Below are 18,401 nucleotides of genomic sequence, written 5' to 3' on the forward strand. Positions count from 1 at the left end.
GGGTGCGCGACCGACGGGGTACGGCGATGAGCGGGCAGGCGACCCGGCGTAGCCAGGCGCCCTATCTGATCGCGTTGCTGGCGTTGGTGCCGCTCGCCGTCGGGGTGGAGTACCACCTCGAACGCGACGCGGTCCGCGGTCCGATGCACGAGGCCGTCACCGCCTCGGCGGACGAGTCCGTTGACTACGCGGGCGCCCGCTGGAAGCTCACCAGCACCGCGCCCGGGCCGCCCGCCGAGGACGTCGAGCTGCCGCGTAAGGCCGTCGTGCTGTACGCCGCCTTCTCGGTGACTCCGCGGGACGCCCGGGCCGCCAAGCGGATCGAGGCGTGTGACTTCTCGGCGACCGACGACGACGGCCGCGTGTGGGCGACGGCGCCGACGGATGTACCCGACTTCGCGGGCTCAGCCGACCTGCCCACCGGCTGCTACACACCGAAAGGTGACTTCGGTCAGATGCCTATCGTTGCGGGGAAGCGCCAACAGGTCGTCACGGCGTTCGTCGTACCCAAGGACGTCGTACCCCGGCTCCGCCTCCGGGTCGGCGTACGCGACGCCGCACCCCGCTACCTCGAGTTCTCCCGTGATCATGTTCGTGATCATGAAAGTTCTGTCGACCTATGGCCCGCTTTCCCTTCATGATCATGGAAGCGCGCCCCGATCATCGCGGCAGGGCACCCTCGGCGGTGGGGGCAGACGGAGATGGCCGGGAGTGATCAGCGGCTGGCAGGTCGGCGGGAGTGCTCCAGGCAGATCTCGAACGCGGCCGCGAGCAGCGCGATCCGCAGTACCTCGCGGAGTCCCAGTTCGGCGAAGTGCAAGGGTTCGAGCCATGGCCACCACCAGTCCCACGGGTGCGGCCCGACGAGATGCTTCACACCGATGAACGCCCAGCCGGTGAACACCTCGACACAGACGTACAGCAGGCAGAACGTCAGGAAGAAGGCCGCCCCTGCGCCGAGGACGAACCGCAACCCGACGACGACCGGCGTCCACTTCTCCCTGATCTCTCGAGTGAACAGCTCCGACACCACCTGCGCCCGGGCGGGCAACCGCGCAAAGAGCGTCCCCGCGCCTTCTAGGCGGGTCCGGGCGATCACTTTGCCGTCGCGTTCCATCTCCTCGCCGAAGACGACCGCCGTGATGATGAGCCAGAGCAGGGGGAGCAGAACGCCGTCGGCCACGACGCCGCCGAACTGGTCGGTCAACGTCGCCCACGTGGCCCCGATCCACTCGAACGGCGAGACCGGCAGCCAGCCGTCCAGCATCGAGAACACCGCACCGGCCGCGTCGCGGGTATCGACCCACACGACCCGGCTGGTCAACCAGTCGATCCCCTGTCCGATCACGATGGAGACCGAGATGACGGCGAAGAACATCCAGTTCGCCTCGAACAGCGCTACGCCGACGCCCAGCAGTCTGCCACCCCGACGGTTGTAGACGAACTCGAGAATCGCGCGGATGACCCAACTGCCGATCGCGACCGCGAGCGGGATCGGAGTGAGGGTGGTGAGGACGCCGAGAACGCCGATCCCCCCGGTGATGTCCTGGTTGAGAACCTGCACCCCCCACTCGCGTACCTCGTCGGTGAAGAGTCCCCAGGCGCCGTAGAAGATCAGGAACGGAAGAATCGCCTCGGCGATCTCGTCGACCATGCGGGACTTCGCCGGCTCCTGGGCTGGCAGTGCGCCTGGAACGCCCGCCGCATGACCGCGTCGCCGGCCGCCGAACGGGACGAGCCCTGGTCTTACGGCATGGAACATCATGATCGTCGAGGCGAGCAGGACGAGTACGCCGATCGACAGGCCGGCGAAACCCAGCCACTGGTTGCGGTGCGCGAGCCACGCCGATCCGCGCAGGACCAGGTTGTGTGCGAGGTAGCCCGCGACGAACCACACCAGCATCGGCGCCCAGTAGCCGGCGAGCAGACCAGCCGCGCGGGCGGGCAACCGGAGGGCGTCAGGTGATGAGGGTCGCGGTCGTGCGAGGGTGGATTCCTGTCCTGGTGGCTCGGACAGACTCGGCGGCTGAGCCGGCGGGGGACCCGGTGGATCAGCCGGTGGGTGACTCGGTGGATCAGCCGGTGGGTGACTCGGTGGATCAGCCGGTGGGTGACTCGGTGGATCAGCGGGTGGGTGACCCGATCGTGCGGGTCCCACGGGAGGTTGTGTCGGTGCGGGTGTGCTCCACGGCTGCATCGGTGGCGGCGCGGGCGTGGGCACCCGCCGGATCGTACCCGGCCGTCCTGTAAAGCGAGCTTGACACCCCGGGAGTGTGTAAAGCATGCTTGACAGCGTGCGGAACGACGTCAGGGCACTCCGCCTCGCCAAAGGGCTATCCCAGGGGGACCTGGGCGAGGTGCTCGAGGTTTCCAGGCAAACGGTCAACGCGATCGAGACCGGTCGCTACAGTCCTTCGCTGCCGTTGGCGATCCGGCTCGCCCGGTTCTTCGGGCGTACGGTCGAGGAGGTATTCCATGTCGACGACGAATGACCGCGGCCGCAGCCGCCCGGGCCGGCGAATCTCCAAGCCCGCTTTGGTTCTGGGCCTGGTCCTGGGCATCGCGATGGGTGTCGCGGCGATCGTGAGTGACCGGCTCTGGCTGGGGCTGGCGATGATCGCTCTCATGGTTGTGCTCGTGCTGTTCCTGGTGTTCGGGTCGCGCCTGAGTGACACGGTCGCACTCCTTGGCGACGACACGCACGAGGAGCGGCATGTGCAGATCCATCAACGCGCGGCCCTTCACACGTTGAACATTCTCGCCCTCGTGATCGTGGGCGGTGCGGTCGTCGACATCGCTCGTGGCGGTCACGGCGACCCCTGGGCGTTCCTGGGATTCGTCGCGGGCGTCACCTACGTCGTCTCGCTCCTGGTGCTCAACCGTCGCACCTGAGCGCCGAACCGGTCGCGGCGGCCAGCGTCGACGACTGCTACGTCCGGCGCTGATCACCACCAATCAGCCTTGTTTCTTTGGGGGTTTGACGCATGCTGCCCGAAATCATGTCCGTACGCCGGCTGCTGGTCGCCGTGCTCGCGCCGCCCTTGATCGTCGCTGGTGCGTCCTCCCCAGGCGCTCCGGCTCTACCCGCAGAGGCCGCGGCTCTACCCGCAGAGGCCGCGGCACCTCCCGCAGAAGACGCGGCTCCTCCCGCGGAGGCGGCCGCCGCCTCCCATCCGGATAGTGCTTCCGGTCCAGGTGCCCCGGCCCGCACCGCCGCGGCTCACGTCCAAACGACCACGACCCGGCTGGAACGCCTTGCGGAGAAGGTGATCGAGACCGGTACGCCAGGGGTCGCCCTCGCCACCATCACCGGCGACGGTGCGACCACGGCCATCGCGCGCGGTGTGGCCGACCGTCGCACCAACCGGCCGGCCCGCCCCGACGACCGCTACCGCATCGGCAGCATCACCAAGACGATGACCGCCGTCGTCGTCCTCCAACTCGTGGCCGAAGGAAAGATCGGTCTGGACGATCGAGTCGTCCGCTGGATGCCGGGCCTGGGCCTCGACGAGCGGATCACCGTACGCCACCTCCTGCAGCACACCAGCGGGTTCCACACCGACACCATGCTGGCGTCCCCACCCTGGTCCTACGACCGCAACCGCTTCCACTACTTCAGCTACCGCGACCTGGTGAGGATCGCCCTCACCAACCCCGAGCCGCGCCGAACCCCTGGTACGCACCACGAGTACTCCAACACCAACTACGTCCTCGCCGGCATGCTGATCGAGGAGGTCACGGCCCGGCCGGTGGGTGTCGAGTTCGCGCGCCGCATCTTCGGGCCGCTTGGCATGAGGGACACGTCCTACCCGGTGGCGAACCCGGTGATCGCCGGCCGGCACCTGCGTGGGTACCTGCAGGACGGGCCGGACAAGCCGTTGTTCGACACGACGACGTACTCCATGAGCTGGTTGCGGACTGCCGGTGGCGTGGTGTCCACGACGCGAGACGAGCTGACGTTCCTGCGGGCGTTGTTCTCCGGGAGACTGCTGCCGAAGCCGCTCTTCGACGAGATGAGGAACGTCGGCGAGTTCGGCTACGGGCTCGGCATCTATCCCGTGGAGGTGCCGTGCGTGCCGGGCGGTGTCGCATGGGGCCACAACGGCCAGGTGTTCGGCTACTACAGCGCCGTCTTCACCACCCCGGACGGATCCCGCCAGGCCGCGGTCGGCGCCAACGCGTGGATCATGACGGAGGACGGGACGCTGAACCCCACCGCCGAGCAGGTCGCGGCCGCCGCACTCTGCGACTAGCCCGGGCCGTTCGGCGATCCTTAGCCCCGGATCCACCGACGAATTGAGGATCCGGGGCTAAGGTCTAGCGCTTCAGCTGCGCGAGCTCCCCCAGGCCGAGCTGCTGCGAGAGCATCCGGTAGGGGTACATCTCCGGCGGTGGCGTGTGCGCGGCCAGCCGCGCCTGCTCTTCTTCGGTGAGCGTGACGTCTATCGTTCCGAGCAGGTCATCGAGCTGTTCGAATGTGCGGGGGCCAACGATCGGCGCGACCACGCCTTCGACCCCGAGGAGCCAGGCGAGCGCGACCTGCGCGATCGTCGCACCCTTGTTGCGCGCGATCGCATCCGCCTCATCGACCACGCGGAAGTTGCGCTCGATCGCGCGGCGGTGGCGCGCCTCCTCGAGGTTGTCGCCCGCGCCGGCCATCCGCGAGTCCTCTGGGGGCTCGGTGTCGCGCGAGTACTTTCCGGTCAGGAAGCCGGCCCCTAGCGGCCCCCACGGAATCACGCCAATGCCGGCGGCGCGGCAGAACGGCAGGACCTCCACCTCGATCGAGCGCTCCACGAGCGAGTACTGCGGCTGCAGGGAGACGAACGGCGCCCAGCCGTTGCGGTCCTGCAGCCCGACCGCCCAGGCGAGCAGCCACGCCGGGAAGTTCGAGGCGCCAAGCGCGCGCACCTTACCGGCGCGCACAAGCCCGTCGAGGGCCTCCAGCGAGTCCTCGAGCGGCGTGTCGGGGTCCGGTGCATGGACCTGGTAGAGGTCGATCACGTCGATGCCCAGGCGCCTCAGGCTCGCGTCGCACGCCGCGCGCACGCGGTCAGGGGCGAGGCCCTTCCCGGGCGGGTCGGAGACGGGCATGCGGACCTTCGTGGCCACGACGACCTCGTCGCGGTGCGAGGCCAGCCACGGCGCAAGCGTGCGCTCGGACTCCCCGTCGCCGTAGACGTCCGCGGTGTCGAGGAAGTTGCCGCCGGCCTCGAGGTAGCGGTCCAGCATCCGGTGCGACTCGTCGCGCGGCGTCTTGCCGCCCATGAGCATCGTGCCGAGGCAGAGCCGGGTCACCTGGAGCGGGCCAAGTTTCCTGGTGTCCATTGGGCGTATCGCCTTCACCGTTGTCATGCAGGAGAGGCTATGAGCCAGCGATTGATGCGTCCAATGCCCAAATCGTTGTGCTCTCATATCATCTTGCGCATGATATCGAGTTCGCAGCGCCAGCTGCGCGCCCTGTTGATGGTCGCGGATGAGCTGCATGTGGGTCGTGCGGCCGAGCGGCTCGGCGTCACCCAACCCTCGCTTAGCCGGCAGATCGCCGCCATGGAGAAGGACCTCGGTGTCCCTCTCTTTTCGCGTGCACGAAGGCGGTTCGTCCTGACTCCGGCTGGCGAGGTCGTGGTCGCCGGGGCCCGCGAGATCCTTGCCCGTAGCGACGAAGTCGTACGCGACGCCAAACGCGCGCACGCTGGCGAGGTTGGCTCCCTACGGCTGGGATTCGTCCAGTCGGCAACCTACGATGCGATTCCGCGACTCGTCAGTACCTTCCGTGCTGCATATCCGGACGTCGTCGTCAACGCCCGCACGATGACGACGTTGGAACAGAGCGTGGCCCTACGCAGCGGTCATCTCGATGTCGGCCTGCTCCGGCCCGTCATGGCGCTGCACGGGCTGACGAAGAAGGTGATCTCGCGCGACGCGCTCGTGGCAGCCCTGCCGGCGACCCACCGGCTCGTGGGATACGAACGTATTCCCCTCGCCGCACTGGCCGACGAGTCATTCGTGTTCTTCATCAGAGATTCCGGGCCGATCGTCCATGACACGATCATCGGTTACTGTCTGGCCGCAGGGTTCAGCCCGCGGATCGTGCAGGAGGCTCAGGTGCAGACCATCCCCGCACTCGTCGCCGCCGACCTGGGCGTCTCGCTTCTCATCTCTCCAACACCACCGCACGATGCGAGTCAGGTGGTCTACCGCCCGATCCAGGACGACCTTCCACTATGGGACATGGCGCTGGCCTGGTCGGCGAGCAACCAGTCGCCGACCTTGGCCAGATTCCTTGCCGTCGCCGAGAATGCCTCGTCAATGGCGACGGGCGACGCCAGCCGGTGAGACGTCCGATGAGCCAGCGATCGACACATCGGCGCCGGCGGGACCGCCGACAGCACCCAGGCCGCGTCCGTAAGAACGCCCAGTCCGCCCGGACCAGCGGCTTGGCGGCAGTCAGGCCACGGATGGTCTTCAGCGCGTCGCTGACCAGCCGCTTCGCGCCGCGTGGTGAGCCAGTCGAGCCCTTGCGCAGCCGCTGCGCCACGACCACCGGCGCGCCGGTCGCGGCAATCACCGTAGCCAGCAACGCATTCAGCCCGCGCACACAGGAAGAACCCCAACGTCGACGGCGTGTACGCCCGGTCGAAGACCCGAGGGACGCTTGCCGCCATGCCGCAACAGGTCCACGCCACTCTCATCCCACCCAATTCGTCGGTGGGTCCGGGCTTAGCGACCCTTGGCGACCTTCGCCGAATCGCCAGGCAAATGACCACGCTGGGTAGGCCCCCGGAACCCGACACATGCGTGGACGCATGGCGGGGGTCCTGTCGCCTACCCAGCGTGGTCATTTGCGGCTCCTCACGGCGCGGGACCGACCGCCACCGTCCCGATGGTGGACAACCGTCTCGAATACTGGTCCTGCCGGACGATCTCGGAGACGGGTCAGTTACGCTCGCCGACAACAACTCAACAAGGAATCTCATCCAGAGGGGCAGAGGGACCGGCCCGACGAAGCCCCGGCAACCGGCCGACCGCCGACGCGTGTGTCTCGCGTGCATCAGAGGCCCCGCGGCGGACACGGTGCCAAGTCCGGCTCACGACGACCCGACCAGGAGATCCCTGGGCCGGCTCGGACGCTTGAGGAAGATGAGGAAGGAAGGCCTCTCATGACGACCACGTACGCCGGCGCCGACACGACGGGCGCCGCGCAGACCCCCCGCCCCGGTGCGTTCGGCAACGCCACGAGTCTGCGATGTCGCGAGTGTGGCGCGACCACCGAACTCGGCGCGCAGTACGCCTGTACCGAATGCTTCGGCCCCCTCGAGGTGGCCTACGACTACCCGCAGATCACCCGCGACGACCTCGCCGCGGGGCCGGCCAACATCTGGCGCTACCAGGCGCTCCTGCCGGTGCCCACCGACGTCGCGTCGTTCCCCAACACGGAACCCGGCCTCACCCCGCTCGTCCGTGCCGACCGCCTGGCCGCCGCCCTCGGTGTCAGGACCCTGTGGATCAAGAACGACGCGGCCAACCCGACCCACTCGTTCAAGGATCGCGTGGTGGCGGTCGCACTCAGCGCGGCCCGCGAGCTGGGGTTCCAGGTGCTGGCGTGCCCGTCGACCGGCAACCTCGCCAATGCCGTCGCCGCGGCCGCTGCCCGGGCGGGCATCCGCAGCGTCGTCATGGTCCCGCACAACCTCGAACAGCAGAAGATCCTCACGACCGCCGTCTACGGCGGCACCCTGGTCGCTGTCGAAGGCACCTACGACGACGTCAACCGGCTCGCCAGCGAGATCGCCGGTGAGGAAGAGAGCTGGGCGTTCGTCAACGTCAACGTCCGGCCCTACTACGCCGAGGGTTCCAAGACGCTGGGCTTCGAGATCGCCGAACAGCTCGGTTGGCGGCTGCCCCAGCAGGTCGTCGTCCCGATCGCGTCCGGTGCGCAGCTGGTGAAGGTCGACAAGGGACTGCGGGAGTTCGTCGACCTCGGGCTGATCGAGGATGCGCCGTACAAGATCTTCGGCGCGCAGGCGACGGGTTGCGCGCCGGTGTCGGCGGCGTTCAAGGCGGGCCACGACGTGGTGGCGCCGGTACGTCCGGACACCATCGCCAAGTCGCTCGCGATCGGCAACCCTGCCGACGGACCGTACGTGCTCGATGTCTGCCGACGCACGGGCGGTGTCGTCGAGGACGTCAGTGACGACGAGGTGGTCGAGGGCATCGCGCTGCTCGCGCGCACGGAGGGGATCTTCGGCGAGACCGCCGGCGGCGTCACCGTCGCGACGCTGAGAAAGCTGATCGACACCGGGCAACTCGACCCTGACGCGGAGACCGTCATCATCAACTCCGGCGACGGACTGAAGACGCTGGACGCCATCGCCGGCAAGGTGGGACCTGCGGCAACCATCCGTCCGACGTACGACGCATTCACGAAGGCAGGGCTCGCATGAGCGTGAAGGTACGAGTTCCGACGATCCTGCGCACCTACACCGGCGGCGCTTCCGAGGTGGACGCGGACGGTGCCACGCTCGGCGAGGTGCTCGACTCCCTGGAGACGAAGTACCCCGGCATCCGCGCCCGGGTGCTCGACGACGCCGGGAAGCTGCGCCGGTTCGTCAACGTCTATGTCGGCGAGGAGGACGTGCGCTTCGCTTCCGGCCTGGAAACCCCCACACCGGAAGGCGTTCAGGTCTCGGTGATCCCCGCCGTCGCCGGCGGCTGAACCGCACCGTCGCTGGCAGTAGAGCCCGCTCGCTGGCGGGGGCCCGCTCGTGGGGCGGCCCGAGTTCCGGTCACTGACTGCTGAACCCGGTTCCCGGAGTCTCCGGAAAGGAAGTCCACGTGCCTTCCCTGAAGCTTCCGGACGCGGTGTTCGTCGTCCACGACCATCGTGACGGCCCCCGTCAAGCTCACCTTGACGGAGGCCGTTTCACGTCCTCGGAGGTCGAGGTCAGTCTTCCGACCGTCACCGGCGGCCGTGCTGTCCAGGTGGCGTCTCCCCGCCGGGAACTTTCGTGGGTGGTCCTGCGCTGGCGTGAGCCACACCCCGAGTCGACCCTCGTACTCGGTGATGCATGGGAGCGCTCGTACGGCGATCTGCAGTGGCGGACCCTCCAACCAGACCGGTTACTGCCGTGGTCGTGGTTGGGCCACGACCAGGCGACCGGCACGACGTCCGGCATGGGTGTGCGGGTTCGTCCGAACGCCTTCTGTTCCTGGACCGTCGACGCCGATGGCGTGTCCTGCTGGATCGACGTGCGGAGCGGCGGATCGCCCGTGCTGCTGGGCGATCGAGTTCTCGACGCGGCGACCGTCGTCACCGTCGGCGGGGATCCAGGCGAGTCGGCGTACGCGGTCCAGTGCCGGCTGACGGCAGCGATGTGTGACGATCCCTTACCAGTAAGAGATCCCGTCGTCGGTTGCAACAACTGGTACTACGCGTACGGCCGCGACTTCGGCCCGGCACAGATCCTTCGCGACGCTGAGACGATCGTGGAGTACGCCGACGGCCATCCGGTCCGTCCCTACTGCGTGGTCGATGCCGGATGGAGCCCTGGCGGTGTGTGCCCCGGCGGTCCGTGGACCGCCGGTGTGGAAGGGTTGTTCGACGACATGGCGGGTTTCGCCGCCGACATCGCTTCGCGGGGTGCACGTCCGGGCATCTGGATGCGTCCGGCCGCATTGTCATCCGTCGACGATCCCGGTCGGCTGCGCCCCGGGCCGCGACCGGCTCGCGAGCAGCCGCTCGACCTCACCCTGCAAGCCAACCTTGACACGATCCGCGAGGACGTCAGTCGCCTTGTGGGCTGGGGATTCGAGCTCGTCAAGCATGACTTCTCGACCTTCGACGCGTTCGGACGCTTCGGTCCGGCGATGGGCGTGAGCCTGACCGACGGCGGCTGGCACTTCGCCGACCGCAGCCGTACGAACGCAGAGATTCTGCTCAGGCTCTATCGCGTCATCCGCGAAGCCGCTGGCGATGCCGTCGTGATCGGCTGCAACACGGTCGGCCAGCTGGCCGCCGGTCTGGTCGAGGTGCAACGCATCGGTGACGACACGTCGGGGCGCGCCTGGGAACGCACCAGGCGAATGGGCGTCAACTCCTTGGCGTTCCGGCTCGCCCAGCACGAGAGGTTCTTCGTCGCCGACGCCGACTGCGTACCCTGCACACCGGACACGCCGTGGGACAGGAACCGCCAGTTCCTCGACCTGGTGGCACGTTCGGGCACGGCGTTGTTCGTGTCGGTCGACCCGGCGGCACGCACTCCGTCGGCCGACGCGGACCTGCGCTCCGCGGTGCGCCTGGCACTCGACGGTGGAACCCCGGGCGGCGTCGAACCGCTCGACTGGTTGCGGGCAACGGACCCCCGACGCTGGCGTACGAACGAGGGACTGCACGTCTACGACTGGACCGAGCCCTGGGGCGCCAACCTGTTGGCCACCTGAGGCGTGCCCGCCGGGGAGAGGCAGCGTCCTCGTACCGCGGCGCTGACCGCGGGTCTGTCCGGCGTGCGGTCGATGTCCTCCGAATCCGTGCACACACACGATTTCTGCTGTGCCGATGAACAGTTCGTCCCAGCGAGCGCATCGATGCAACCGCGACTGCGGAGCGCTACGAAACTGTCGATTCATTCACGATGCGTGGTCGCATCGTCCCGCTGCACAGTTCGGCTGCACACTTCGGCTGTCCGATCATCTGTCAAAGCCCTGTGTGTCATAGCTGTTTCGTCAGGCGGGAAACTCCCCGCTGTTCAAGGGCCTGGACCGGTCTCGGACTCAATGAGATCGACTTTCCATCTCCCCAATGGCCTGGGGGTTGGGCTATGGTCGGGCGTGGTCGGCATGATCGTGCGTAAGTCGCTCGACCGATTAGCGGTGGGAAACGGAAACGCGCGGATCGATCGCAACGCCTCCTCATGGGGACGGGTGCGGTATGGACGACCCAGGCCCGCGCCGGGCGGGTCTGCACCCGAACGGCCTTGAGGAGAAGGTCATGACGCAGGGCACCGTGAAGTGGTTCAACGCCGAGAAGGGCTATGGCTTCATCGCCGTAGACGGCGGGAATGACGTGTTCGTTCACTGGTCGAAGATCGAGATGGACGGTTACAAGTCACTCGCTGATGGCCAGTCGGTCGAGTTCGAAGCCGTCGAGGGTCCGAAAGGACTCGAGGCGCACGGAGTTCGACCCCTCTGAAACCGGCTCGAAACCGAGCCCTCGCGGCCCGGTCGCATAACCTGATTGGGGTCCGGACGGGCTAACCGTCCGGGCCTCAACTCTTCTTCGGGATTCCGCAACTTTTCGGCGGCTACCCGGTGAGCTGTCCGGCCCGGTGAGCTGTCCGGAAGTTTTCAGGGCTGTGGACAACCAAAGCCGGACGCCGCTTTCGCGCCCTACTCTTGCGAGCGTCACGTCGACTCCACTTTGGGCCTTGCAGGCTCCGGAGCCTTGAAGAGAAGGGCCTGACAATGGCCGATTCAGCCGAGGAACGGCTCGCCGAACTGCGCGGTGAGAAAGCCCCGAAGGAGCCGCCTGCCACCATGGCGCAGGGTGCCGCCAACGATCCGGCGATGCCCACGTCCCTGCCCGCCGAGCAGATCCCGCTCGACGCCCGGGCGGTGGTGGGCGGGCAGCAGCTCGGGTTCGGATGTCTTCTTGCCCTCGGCTTCATGCTCGTGTTCTTCATCGGACTGATCAGCATCCTCGTGCTGGTGTTCTCCGCGGTGGAGAGGGACATCGTCGCGGTCGTCGTAGGGCTGTTCTTCCTGGGCATGTCGGTGGGCGTGGCGGTGGCGCTGGCGAAGTGGATTCGGCGCTGCCGGACCTGGTTGCGGGGAACGGTGCTCGTGGCCCGGGGGCCGTTCGGCACAAGCAGGTGTGACCTGGCCACCTCTGCGGTGAGCGTCGACTCGGCGGCGGAGACCAGGACCGTGTCGACCCACGGCCCCCACGGCACGTCGTCCACGACGGTCAGGACCGGCCGCCGCATTCCCTTCCTCGTCCTTCGTGAGGTCACGACCGGAAAGGTCGTACGCCTGATGCTCCGCGGCAGAGGTGGCAGGCTGCTTCCTCCCGACCAGCTGCGCCTGGTGGCGGCCGCGATCTCGACTGGTCCGCGGCCACAGCCGTACGACCAGCAGGCCCAGCAGATCGCCGCCGGCCTGCGGGCGCTCGCCGACGACCCGTTCAGCGGCCACCTCTAGATGAGGGTTTTGTCTGGCAGTGCCGGGTCGGCACACGACATCCCGCATCCCGACTGGCGGGGTCTCGCCCCACCAAATCGCCCCGTATGCTCGGACGAAGACCGCAATGAACCGGCATCAGGCCGGTGTCAAGCCAGCCCGACTCCAATCGCTGAAGATCATGTCCGCTGCAGGATCACGACCGGAAAGTCACGGCCGCTCATCGATCGATACGTCTCGTAGTCCGGGAGCATCGACACCATCGTGGCCCACAGTGGCGGTTGCTCCTCGGCCGTCGCAAGGCGGGCGCAGGCGGTAAAGACTGGTTCCAAGCCGATCTGTATGCGTACCTCGGGATGCTCGAGCAGGTTGAGATACCACGCGGGGTACTCAGGAAGCCCACTGTTCGACGGCACCAGGAGATAGCGATCGCTGTCCTCGCCGTAGTACAAGACCGTACGCCGCCACTTGCCCGACCTGCGACCGCGAGTCGTCAACAGCAATGCCGGCAGGCCCAGCTGGTCTCCAGTACGCCCAGTGTCGAGGTAGTGGCGGGTGTGCTGAGCTACCCAGTCCACCGGGCTGTCCTGAGCCTCCTCCGCCTCGGACACCACGTTCCACCCCTCCCCAGCCGATCACCGCAAGCCATGAGCACCCGATGCTAGCTCCCGTGTTCGACCCCACCGGCAGGCCAGCCGCTTGCACTCTCCCCGGTCGAGTGCTAAACACGTGCTTAGCACTCGAAGGTCGCGAGTGACAATCCGCTGCAGGGCGGTTCGGCGAGGCCCCTGGCATGGTGAGGGGCCGTCCGTCGCGGGCGTCGGGCCGGCCACACGACATCCACCCGACTGGGGGAGGATCCAGCTAGATGCCCAAGATCATCGCGTTCAACGAGGACGCGCGACGCGGTCTCGAGCGGGGAATGAACTCGCTTGCCGATGCCGTCAAGGTGACCCTTGGTCCCAAGGGTCGCAACGTCGTCCTCGAGAAGAAGTGGGGCGCGCCGACGATCACCAACGACGGCGTCTCCATTGCCAAGGAGATCGAGCTCGAAGACCCGTGGGAGAAGATCGGGGCCGAGCTCGTCAAGGAAGTTGCCAAGAAGACCGATGACGTGGCCGGCGACGGCACGACCACCGCGACCGTCCTGGCGCAGGCGCTGGTCCGCGAGGGCCTGCGCAACGTCGCTGCCGGTGCCAACCCGATGGGCCTCAAGCGTGGTATCGAGGCAGCCGTCGAGCGGGTGACCGAGCAGCTCGCGCAGGCCGCGAAGGACGTCGAGACCAAGGAGCAGATCGCGTCCGTCGCGGCTGTTTCCGCCGGTGGCGACACCAGCGTCGGCGAGATCATCGCCGAGGCGATGGACAAGGTCGGCAAGGAAGGCGTCATCACCGTCGAGGAGAGCAACACCTTCGGCCTCGAGCTCGAGCTCACCGAGGGTATGCGCTTCGACAAGGGTTACATCTCGGCCTACTTCGCCACCGACATGGAGCGGATGGAGGCGACGCTGGACGACCCGTACGTCCTGATCGCCAACTCCAAGATCTCCGCCGTCAAGGACCTGCTCCCGGTCCTGGAGAAGGTCATGCAGTCGGGCAAGCCGCTGCTGATCATCGCCGAGGACGTCGAGGGCGAGGCCCTGGCCACGCTCGTCGTCAACAAGATGCGCGGCACGTTCAAGTCGGTTGCCGTCAAGGCACCCGGCTTCGGGGACCGGCGCAAGGCCATGCTCGGTGACATCGCCATCCTCACCGGTGGCCAGGTCATCTCCGAGGAGGTCGGTCTCAAGCTCGAGAACGCCAGCCTCGACCTGCTCGGCCGGGCCCGCAAGGTCACGGTCACCAAGGACGAGACGACCATCGTCGAGGGCGCAGGCGACTCCGACCAGATCGCCGGCCGGGTCAACCAGATCCGTGCCGAGATCGAGAACAGTGACTCCGACTACGACCGCGAGAAGCTGCAGGAGCGGCTGGCGAAGCTCGCCGGCGGCGTTGCGGTGATCAAGGTCGGCGCCGCCACCGAGGTGGAGCTGAAGGAGCGCAAGCACCGGATCGAGGACGCCGTTCGCGCGGCGAAGGCCTCGGTGGAGGAGGGCATCGTCGCCGGTGGCGGCGTGGCGCTCGTCCAGGCCGGAATCAAGGCGTTCGACAAGCTCGACCTCGAGGGTGACGAGCTCACCGGAGCCAACATCGTCAAGGTGGCGCTGGAGGCTCCGCTCAAGCAGATCGCGATCAACGCGGGCCTCGAAGGCGGTGTGGTCGCGGAGAAGGTGCGCGGCCTGCCTGCCGGTCACGGCCTGAACGCCGCGACCGGTGAGTACGTCGACATGCTCAAGGCCGGCGTCCCCGACCCGGCCAAGGTCGTTCGTTCCGCGCTGCAGAACGCTTCGTCCATCGCGGCCCTCTTCCTCACCACGGAAGCGGTCATCGCGGACAAGCCGGAGAAGGAGAAGGCACCGGCGGGCGGCGACCCGTCTGGTGGCATGGGTGGCATGGACTTCTGAGTCCCACGCCTACCCTTCGTACCGCACGACCAAGAAGGGGCGGTCCCGGAGCCATCCGGGACCGCCCCTTCGTGGCTGTCCAGCCGTCGCGGTGTGCGCTCGCGACGGTGCCGTACGGAATGATGGGCGGCATGGACACCAGCCTCGATCGGGCCAAGGCGTTGCTGGCCGCGAATCCGCTCGTGGACGGGCACAACGACCTTCCGATCGCGATGCGCCTGCATGCGGCGTACGACTTCGACCGGCTCGACATCGGCCAACTGGCTCCCGCGTTGCACACCGACATCCCACGGCTGCGCGAGGGCCGTGTCGGGGCGCAGTTCTGGTCGGTCTATGTGCCGAGCCGGCTTCAGGGCGACCGCGCGGTCTCGGCGACGCTCGAACAGATCGACGCGGTGTACGCGATGATCCACCGGTACGCCGACACGTTCGGGCTCGCGACCACCGCCGACGAGGTGGCGAAGGTCTTCGCGTCGGGCCGGATCGCCTCGCTGATGGGCATGGAGGGCGGGCATTCGATCGACTGTTCGCTCGGGACGCTCCGGGCGATGTACGCGCTCGGCGTGCGCTACCTGACCCTCACCCACAACGACAACGTGCCGTGGGCCGACGCAGCGACCGACGAGCCGAGCCAGGGCGGGCGCGGGCTCTCTCCCTTCGGCGAGGAGGTCGTCCGCGAGATGAACCGGCTCGGCATGCTCGTCGACCTCTCCCACGTCTCGGCAGACACGATGCGCGCGGCGCTCCGGGTGAGCGAGGCGCCGGTGATCTTCTCGCACTCGTCGACCCGCGCCGTCTGCGACGTCCCGCGCAACGTGCCCGACGACGTGCTCGCGGCGTTGCCCGGCAACGGCGGCGTGTGCATGGTGACGTTCGTGCCCGACTTCGTGGCGCCGGCCTGTGCGCAGTGGCGCGCCGAGGCCGCCGAGGCAGCCCGCGCACAAGGGGTGAATCCGCGCGACCTGCAGGCCTTCTTCCCCTTCGCGGACGAGTGGAAGAAGGCCCACCCCAAGCCGGATGCGACGCTGGCCGACGTGGTGGCGCACGTCGAGCACGCCCGCGAGGTCGCCGGCATCGACCACATCGGGGTCGGCGGCGACTACGACGGGACCGACACGTTGCCCCTCGGGTTGGAGGACGTGTCCGGCTATCCGCGCCTGTTCGCCGCGCTGCTCGACCGTGGTTGGTCCGAAGCGGACCTGGTGAAACTCGCCGGTGCCAACGCGCTCCGGGTGCTGCGCGATGCCGAGGAGGTCGCCGCCGACCTGCAGCAGCGCCGCGGCCCCTCCCTCGCGACCTACGCCGACCTCGACGGCGACGCGAACGCCGTGGCCGGACGGACGGTGTAGCCGCTCTGCGCCGCGCCAGGAGTCAGGTCGTCGTGCGCTGGGTGAGGCTGAACCAGTTGCCCGAGTCGTCGCGGAACAGCGCCTCGATGCCGTAGAACTGCTCCTCCGGCGGGCGGACGAACTCCACACCCTTGGCCGAGAGTTCCTCGTACTCCTTCTGCACGTCGTCGGTCTCGAGAACGCCGGCACCGAACGTGTTCGAGGTGATCAGTTCGCGGAGGACCTCGACCTTCTCGGCCGTCAGGTGCGGACCTTCCGTCAGCGGCATGAGAACGATCTCGAGGTCCGGCTGGCCCTTGGGCCCGACCGTGAGCCAGCGCATGTTGTCGCCGAACGCCGCGTCCGTGCGGACCTCGAAGCCGAGCTTGTCGACGTAGAAGTCGTACGCCGAGTCCTGGTCGAGAACGAAGATGCTGGCGTGCGAAAGTCGCTTGATCATGCTGGCTGGTCCCTTCGGAAACGCGGTGCCGTTCGTCCATCGACACTAGGCCGCCGCCAGGGCGGGTCGCATCTCCGATCTTGCGCGCCGCATCCCCGCCTCAGGCGAGCTTCACCTGGGAAGCCGGTACCAGCGGCGGGCGGTGCCCGCACGGACCTCGGCGAAATCATCCGGCGCAACGCCGGTGCCCAGCGCGGCGAGGAGATCCGCCATCGTCTCGGCGTACGTACGCCGCACCGTGATCACCGGCCAGTTGCTCGCCACCATCAGCCGCCGAGGGCCGAACTGTTCGAGGGCCCGGCCCACGTAGCGGCCCAACCGCTCCGGCTGCCAGGCCGGCCAGCGGGTGAGGACGTCGATCCCGACCGAGAGTTTGAGCGCGACGTTGGGGTGCGACGCGAGGCGCGCGATCCCGGACGCCCACGGCTCCCATCCGCCGGTGTCGAGCGGTGGCCGGGCGAGGTGGTCGGCGACGATCCGCAGGTCGGGCACGGCCTCCGCGATCGTGCACACATGGTCGACGTGGCCGGACGTGACCGGCACGATGTCCCAGGCGAGACCGCGACGGGCCAGCTCCCGCAGGACCTCGATGGTTCGAGGTTCGACCAGCCAGTCGGCCGGGTCCCGCCCGATCAGGTAGCGGATCCCGCGTACGACCGGATGGCCGGCGAGCTCGTCCAGGGTCTTCACGGCCGCTGCCGGATCCCGCAGGGGCAGCCAGCCGACCACCCCCAGGACGGTGGGCGTCTGGGCGGCGTACTCCAGCAGGTAACGGTTCTCCGCCGGCACGTCGAGTGACTCCACGAGGACCGTCCCGGCCACCCCGGTCCGCTCGAGTTCGACCGCGAGGTCCGCGGGCTCGAAGTCGCGGGCGAGGGTGGGCAGTCCGGTGTCGCGCCAGTGTTGATGGTGTTCGGGCGTACGCCAGAAATGGTGGTGCGCGTCGATGCTCCCCGCCGCGCTGGGCGGCGACTCCGGACTCGGCGCGTTTTCCGTCGTCATCGGCCCAGCCGGCTCAGGAGAGGCCGGCGTAGTAGGCCTCGACCGCCTCGACATCGGTGGTCGCGTCAGGCTTTCTTCCCAGCTTGTCGTAGATCTTCCGCCGGGCGTGCATGTCGGCAATCAGTACCGCGCGCGCATGGACCGCGACCTCCTCGGCGATCTCCACGGGTACGACGATCACGCCGTCGTCGTCCGCGCCCACGATGTCGCCCGGGCGGACCTGTACGCCGCCGCACGCGATCGTGGTCTGGACCTCGACGACCTCGATCCGACCCGGGATGATCGGCCGGCCACGCGCCGCCGCGCACACCGGCGTCTGCTGGAGGGCGATCTCGGCAGTGTCCCGGCAGTAGCCGTCGGTCACGATGCCCACGGCTCCGTTTGCCTGCGCGGAGAACGCGTTCGCCGAACCCCAGAAGCCCACCTCACGCGCGCCGCCGCCATCGGTGACGAGGACGTGGCCGGGCGCCAGACCCGAGGGCGAGGCGGGCGGACCCACCTCGTTGAACCAGACGCTGTGCGCGGCCACGATGTCCTCGGTGGAGTTGAGCTTCCACATGGGACGGTTCGCGGGTACGCAGCGGATGGTCGCCGCCTCGCCCCAGAACTTCATGCCGAGCCAGAGCGGACGGACGTCGCGGTCCATCAGGCCGATGTCGAAGTAGCCGACGCCGTCCATGGCGTCGCAGACGTCGACGACCCGGAGATGCTTGTAGAGCTTGGCGAGTTCGGACGCTTGAGTGTCGGCGGTCGGAGTGTCTGCTGTGCCCCTGGACATTGCGAATCCTTTCGGCGCGGCGGCGGTACTCCAGGTCCCTCAGCAGGTTAGGTCGGACCGCATATTGTCTACAAGAGTCAATAGTCGAAATACGCCGTCCTCATGGGGACAACGCATGGCGGCGCCCGGCATCTCGGTATCTCGGCGGTATCT

Annotated in this window: 18 protein-coding genes, 1 pseudogene and 1 riboswitch; of the genes and pseudogenes, 12 read left to right on the top strand and 7 right to left on the bottom strand. The window is 68.0% G+C overall.

Translation table 11 applies throughout. The features are described from left to right. The first annotated feature begins 2 nt into the window (after nucleotides 1–2). Nucleotides 3–641, top strand: coding sequence for a hypothetical protein (locus ABN028_RS00210; protein ID WP_349695141.1), 639 nt, complete (start codon nucleotides 3–5; stop codon nucleotides 639–641). Nucleotides 642–715: 74 nt separating this feature from the next. Here ABN028_RS00210 and ABN028_RS00215 read toward each other — a convergent pair whose 3' ends face one another. After that, nucleotides 716–1,948 carry a hypothetical protein gene (locus tag ABN028_RS00215; protein ID WP_349695142.1) on the bottom strand — a complete coding sequence of 411 codons (1,233 nt, stop codon included), beginning with the start codon at nucleotides 1,946–1,948 and terminating at the stop codon, nucleotides 716–718. Nucleotides 1,949–2,294: 346 nt separating this feature from the next. On the opposite strand from ABN028_RS00215, the gene ABN028_RS00220 reads away from it, so the two are divergent. From ABN028_RS00220 to ABN028_RS00230, 3 genes are all read left to right on the top strand, one after another. Then, a complete protein-coding gene (locus ABN028_RS00220) occupies nucleotides 2,295–2,492 on the top strand; it encodes a helix-turn-helix transcriptional regulator (protein WP_349329694.1) in 198 nt (65 codons plus the stop codon). After that, nucleotides 2,476–2,892, top strand: a complete 417-nt coding sequence (locus ABN028_RS00225; protein ID WP_349329693.1) for a DUF2178 domain-containing protein — start codon at nucleotides 2,476–2,478, stop codon at nucleotides 2,890–2,892. The genes ABN028_RS00220 and ABN028_RS00225 overlap by 17 nt, the downstream gene beginning before the upstream one ends. 92 nt (nucleotides 2,893–2,984) lie before the next feature. Continuing rightward, entirely contained in the window at nucleotides 2,985–4,253 is a 1,269-nt protein-coding gene (locus ABN028_RS00230) for a serine hydrolase domain-containing protein (protein WP_349695143.1), read from the top strand. 64 nt (nucleotides 4,254–4,317) lie between these two features. Here the strand turns inward: ABN028_RS00230 and ABN028_RS00235 are convergent, their stop codons facing one another. After that, nucleotides 4,318–5,355 carry an aldo/keto reductase gene (locus tag ABN028_RS00235; RefSeq protein WP_349695144.1) on the bottom strand — a complete coding sequence of 346 codons (1,038 nt, stop codon included), beginning with the start codon at nucleotides 5,353–5,355 and terminating at the stop codon, nucleotides 4,318–4,320. A gap of 72 nt (nucleotides 5,356–5,427) precedes the next feature. Between ABN028_RS00235 and ABN028_RS00240 the strand changes: the two genes are divergently transcribed. Beyond that, entirely contained in the window at nucleotides 5,428–6,339 is a 912-nt protein-coding gene (locus ABN028_RS00240) for a LysR family transcriptional regulator (RefSeq protein WP_349329690.1), read from the top strand. 18 nt (nucleotides 6,340–6,357) lie between these two features. Here ABN028_RS00240 and ABN028_RS00245 read toward each other — a convergent pair. Then, nucleotides 6,358–6,616, bottom strand: a pseudogene (locus ABN028_RS00245) (IS1380 family transposase); the annotation flags it as partial. A 357-nt stretch (nucleotides 6,617–6,973) separates the two neighbouring features. Continuing rightward, nucleotides 6,974–7,150, top strand: a riboswitch (SAM riboswitch). A gap of 13 nt (nucleotides 7,151–7,163) precedes the next feature. On the opposite strand from ABN028_RS00245, the gene thrC reads away from it, so the two are divergent. The 5 genes from thrC (at nucleotide 7,164) to ABN028_RS00270 (ending at nucleotide 12,198) form a co-directional block, all read left to right on the top strand. Then, nucleotides 7,164–8,447 (top strand): threonine synthase, encoded by a 1,284-nt coding sequence (thrC, locus tag ABN028_RS00250; RefSeq protein WP_349695145.1) that lies wholly within the window; start codon nucleotides 7,164–7,166, stop codon nucleotides 8,445–8,447. Beyond that, nucleotides 8,444–8,719, top strand: a complete 276-nt coding sequence (locus tag ABN028_RS00255; RefSeq protein WP_349329687.1) for a MoaD/ThiS family protein — start codon at nucleotides 8,444–8,446, stop codon at nucleotides 8,717–8,719. The genes thrC and ABN028_RS00255 overlap by 4 nt, the downstream gene beginning before the upstream one ends. Before the next feature lie 119 nt (nucleotides 8,720–8,838). Next, complete coding sequence (locus ABN028_RS00260; protein WP_349695146.1) at nucleotides 8,839–10,443, top strand: alpha-amylase family protein; 1,605 nt, start codon at nucleotides 8,839–8,841, stop codon at nucleotides 10,441–10,443. 547 nt (nucleotides 10,444–10,990) lie between these two features. Further along, nucleotides 10,991–11,191, top strand: coding sequence for a cold-shock protein (locus ABN028_RS00265; protein ID WP_349329684.1), 201 nt, complete (start codon nucleotides 10,991–10,993; stop codon nucleotides 11,189–11,191). 272 nt (nucleotides 11,192–11,463) lie between these two features. Next, entirely contained in the window at nucleotides 11,464–12,198 is a 735-nt protein-coding gene (locus ABN028_RS00270; protein ID WP_349695147.1) for a hypothetical protein, read from the top strand. A gap of 158 nt (nucleotides 12,199–12,356) precedes the next feature. Here the strand turns inward: ABN028_RS00270 and ABN028_RS00275 are convergent, their stop codons facing one another. Further along, nucleotides 12,357–12,791, bottom strand: a complete 435-nt coding sequence (locus tag ABN028_RS00275; RefSeq protein ID WP_349329682.1) for a nitroreductase family deazaflavin-dependent oxidoreductase — start codon at nucleotides 12,789–12,791, stop codon at nucleotides 12,357–12,359. A 254-nt stretch (nucleotides 12,792–13,045) separates the two neighbouring features. Between ABN028_RS00275 and groL the strand changes: the two genes are divergently transcribed. Both groL and ABN028_RS00285 read left to right on the top strand, forming a co-directional pair. Then, nucleotides 13,046–14,680, top strand: a complete 1,635-nt coding sequence (groL, locus tag ABN028_RS00280) for a chaperonin GroEL (protein WP_349329681.1) — start codon at nucleotides 13,046–13,048, stop codon at nucleotides 14,678–14,680. Nucleotides 14,681–14,751: 71 nt separating this feature from the next. Next, the gene (locus ABN028_RS00285) at nucleotides 14,752–16,029 is read left to right on the top strand and encodes a dipeptidase (RefSeq protein WP_349695148.1); all 1,278 of its coding nucleotides are present in this window, start codon (nucleotides 14,752–14,754) and stop codon (nucleotides 16,027–16,029) included. 22 nt (nucleotides 16,030–16,051) lie between these two features. Here the strand turns inward: ABN028_RS00285 and ABN028_RS00290 are convergent, their stop codons facing one another. The 3 genes from ABN028_RS00290 to ABN028_RS00300 all read right to left on the bottom strand — a co-directional run bounded on the left by ABN028_RS00290 (nucleotide 16,052) and on the right by ABN028_RS00300 (nucleotide 18,248). Continuing rightward, a complete protein-coding gene (locus tag ABN028_RS00290) occupies nucleotides 16,052–16,468 on the bottom strand; it encodes a VOC family protein (protein WP_349695149.1) in 417 nt (138 codons plus the stop codon). Nucleotides 16,469–16,579: 111 nt separating this feature from the next. Continuing rightward, nucleotides 16,580–17,470, bottom strand: coding sequence for an amidohydrolase family protein (locus tag ABN028_RS00295; RefSeq protein ID WP_349695150.1), 891 nt, complete (start codon nucleotides 17,468–17,470; stop codon nucleotides 16,580–16,582). A gap of 13 nt (nucleotides 17,471–17,483) precedes the next feature. After that, nucleotides 17,484–18,248 (bottom strand): RraA family protein, encoded by a 765-nt coding sequence (locus ABN028_RS00300; RefSeq protein WP_349695151.1) that lies wholly within the window; start codon nucleotides 18,246–18,248, stop codon nucleotides 17,484–17,486. Nucleotides 18,249–18,401: the final 153 nt, after the last annotated feature.

The organism is Actinopolymorpha sp. B17G11 (assembly GCF_040196095.1).
Lineage (GTDB): Bacteria > Actinomycetota > Actinomycetes > Propionibacteriales > Actinopolymorphaceae > Thermasporomyces.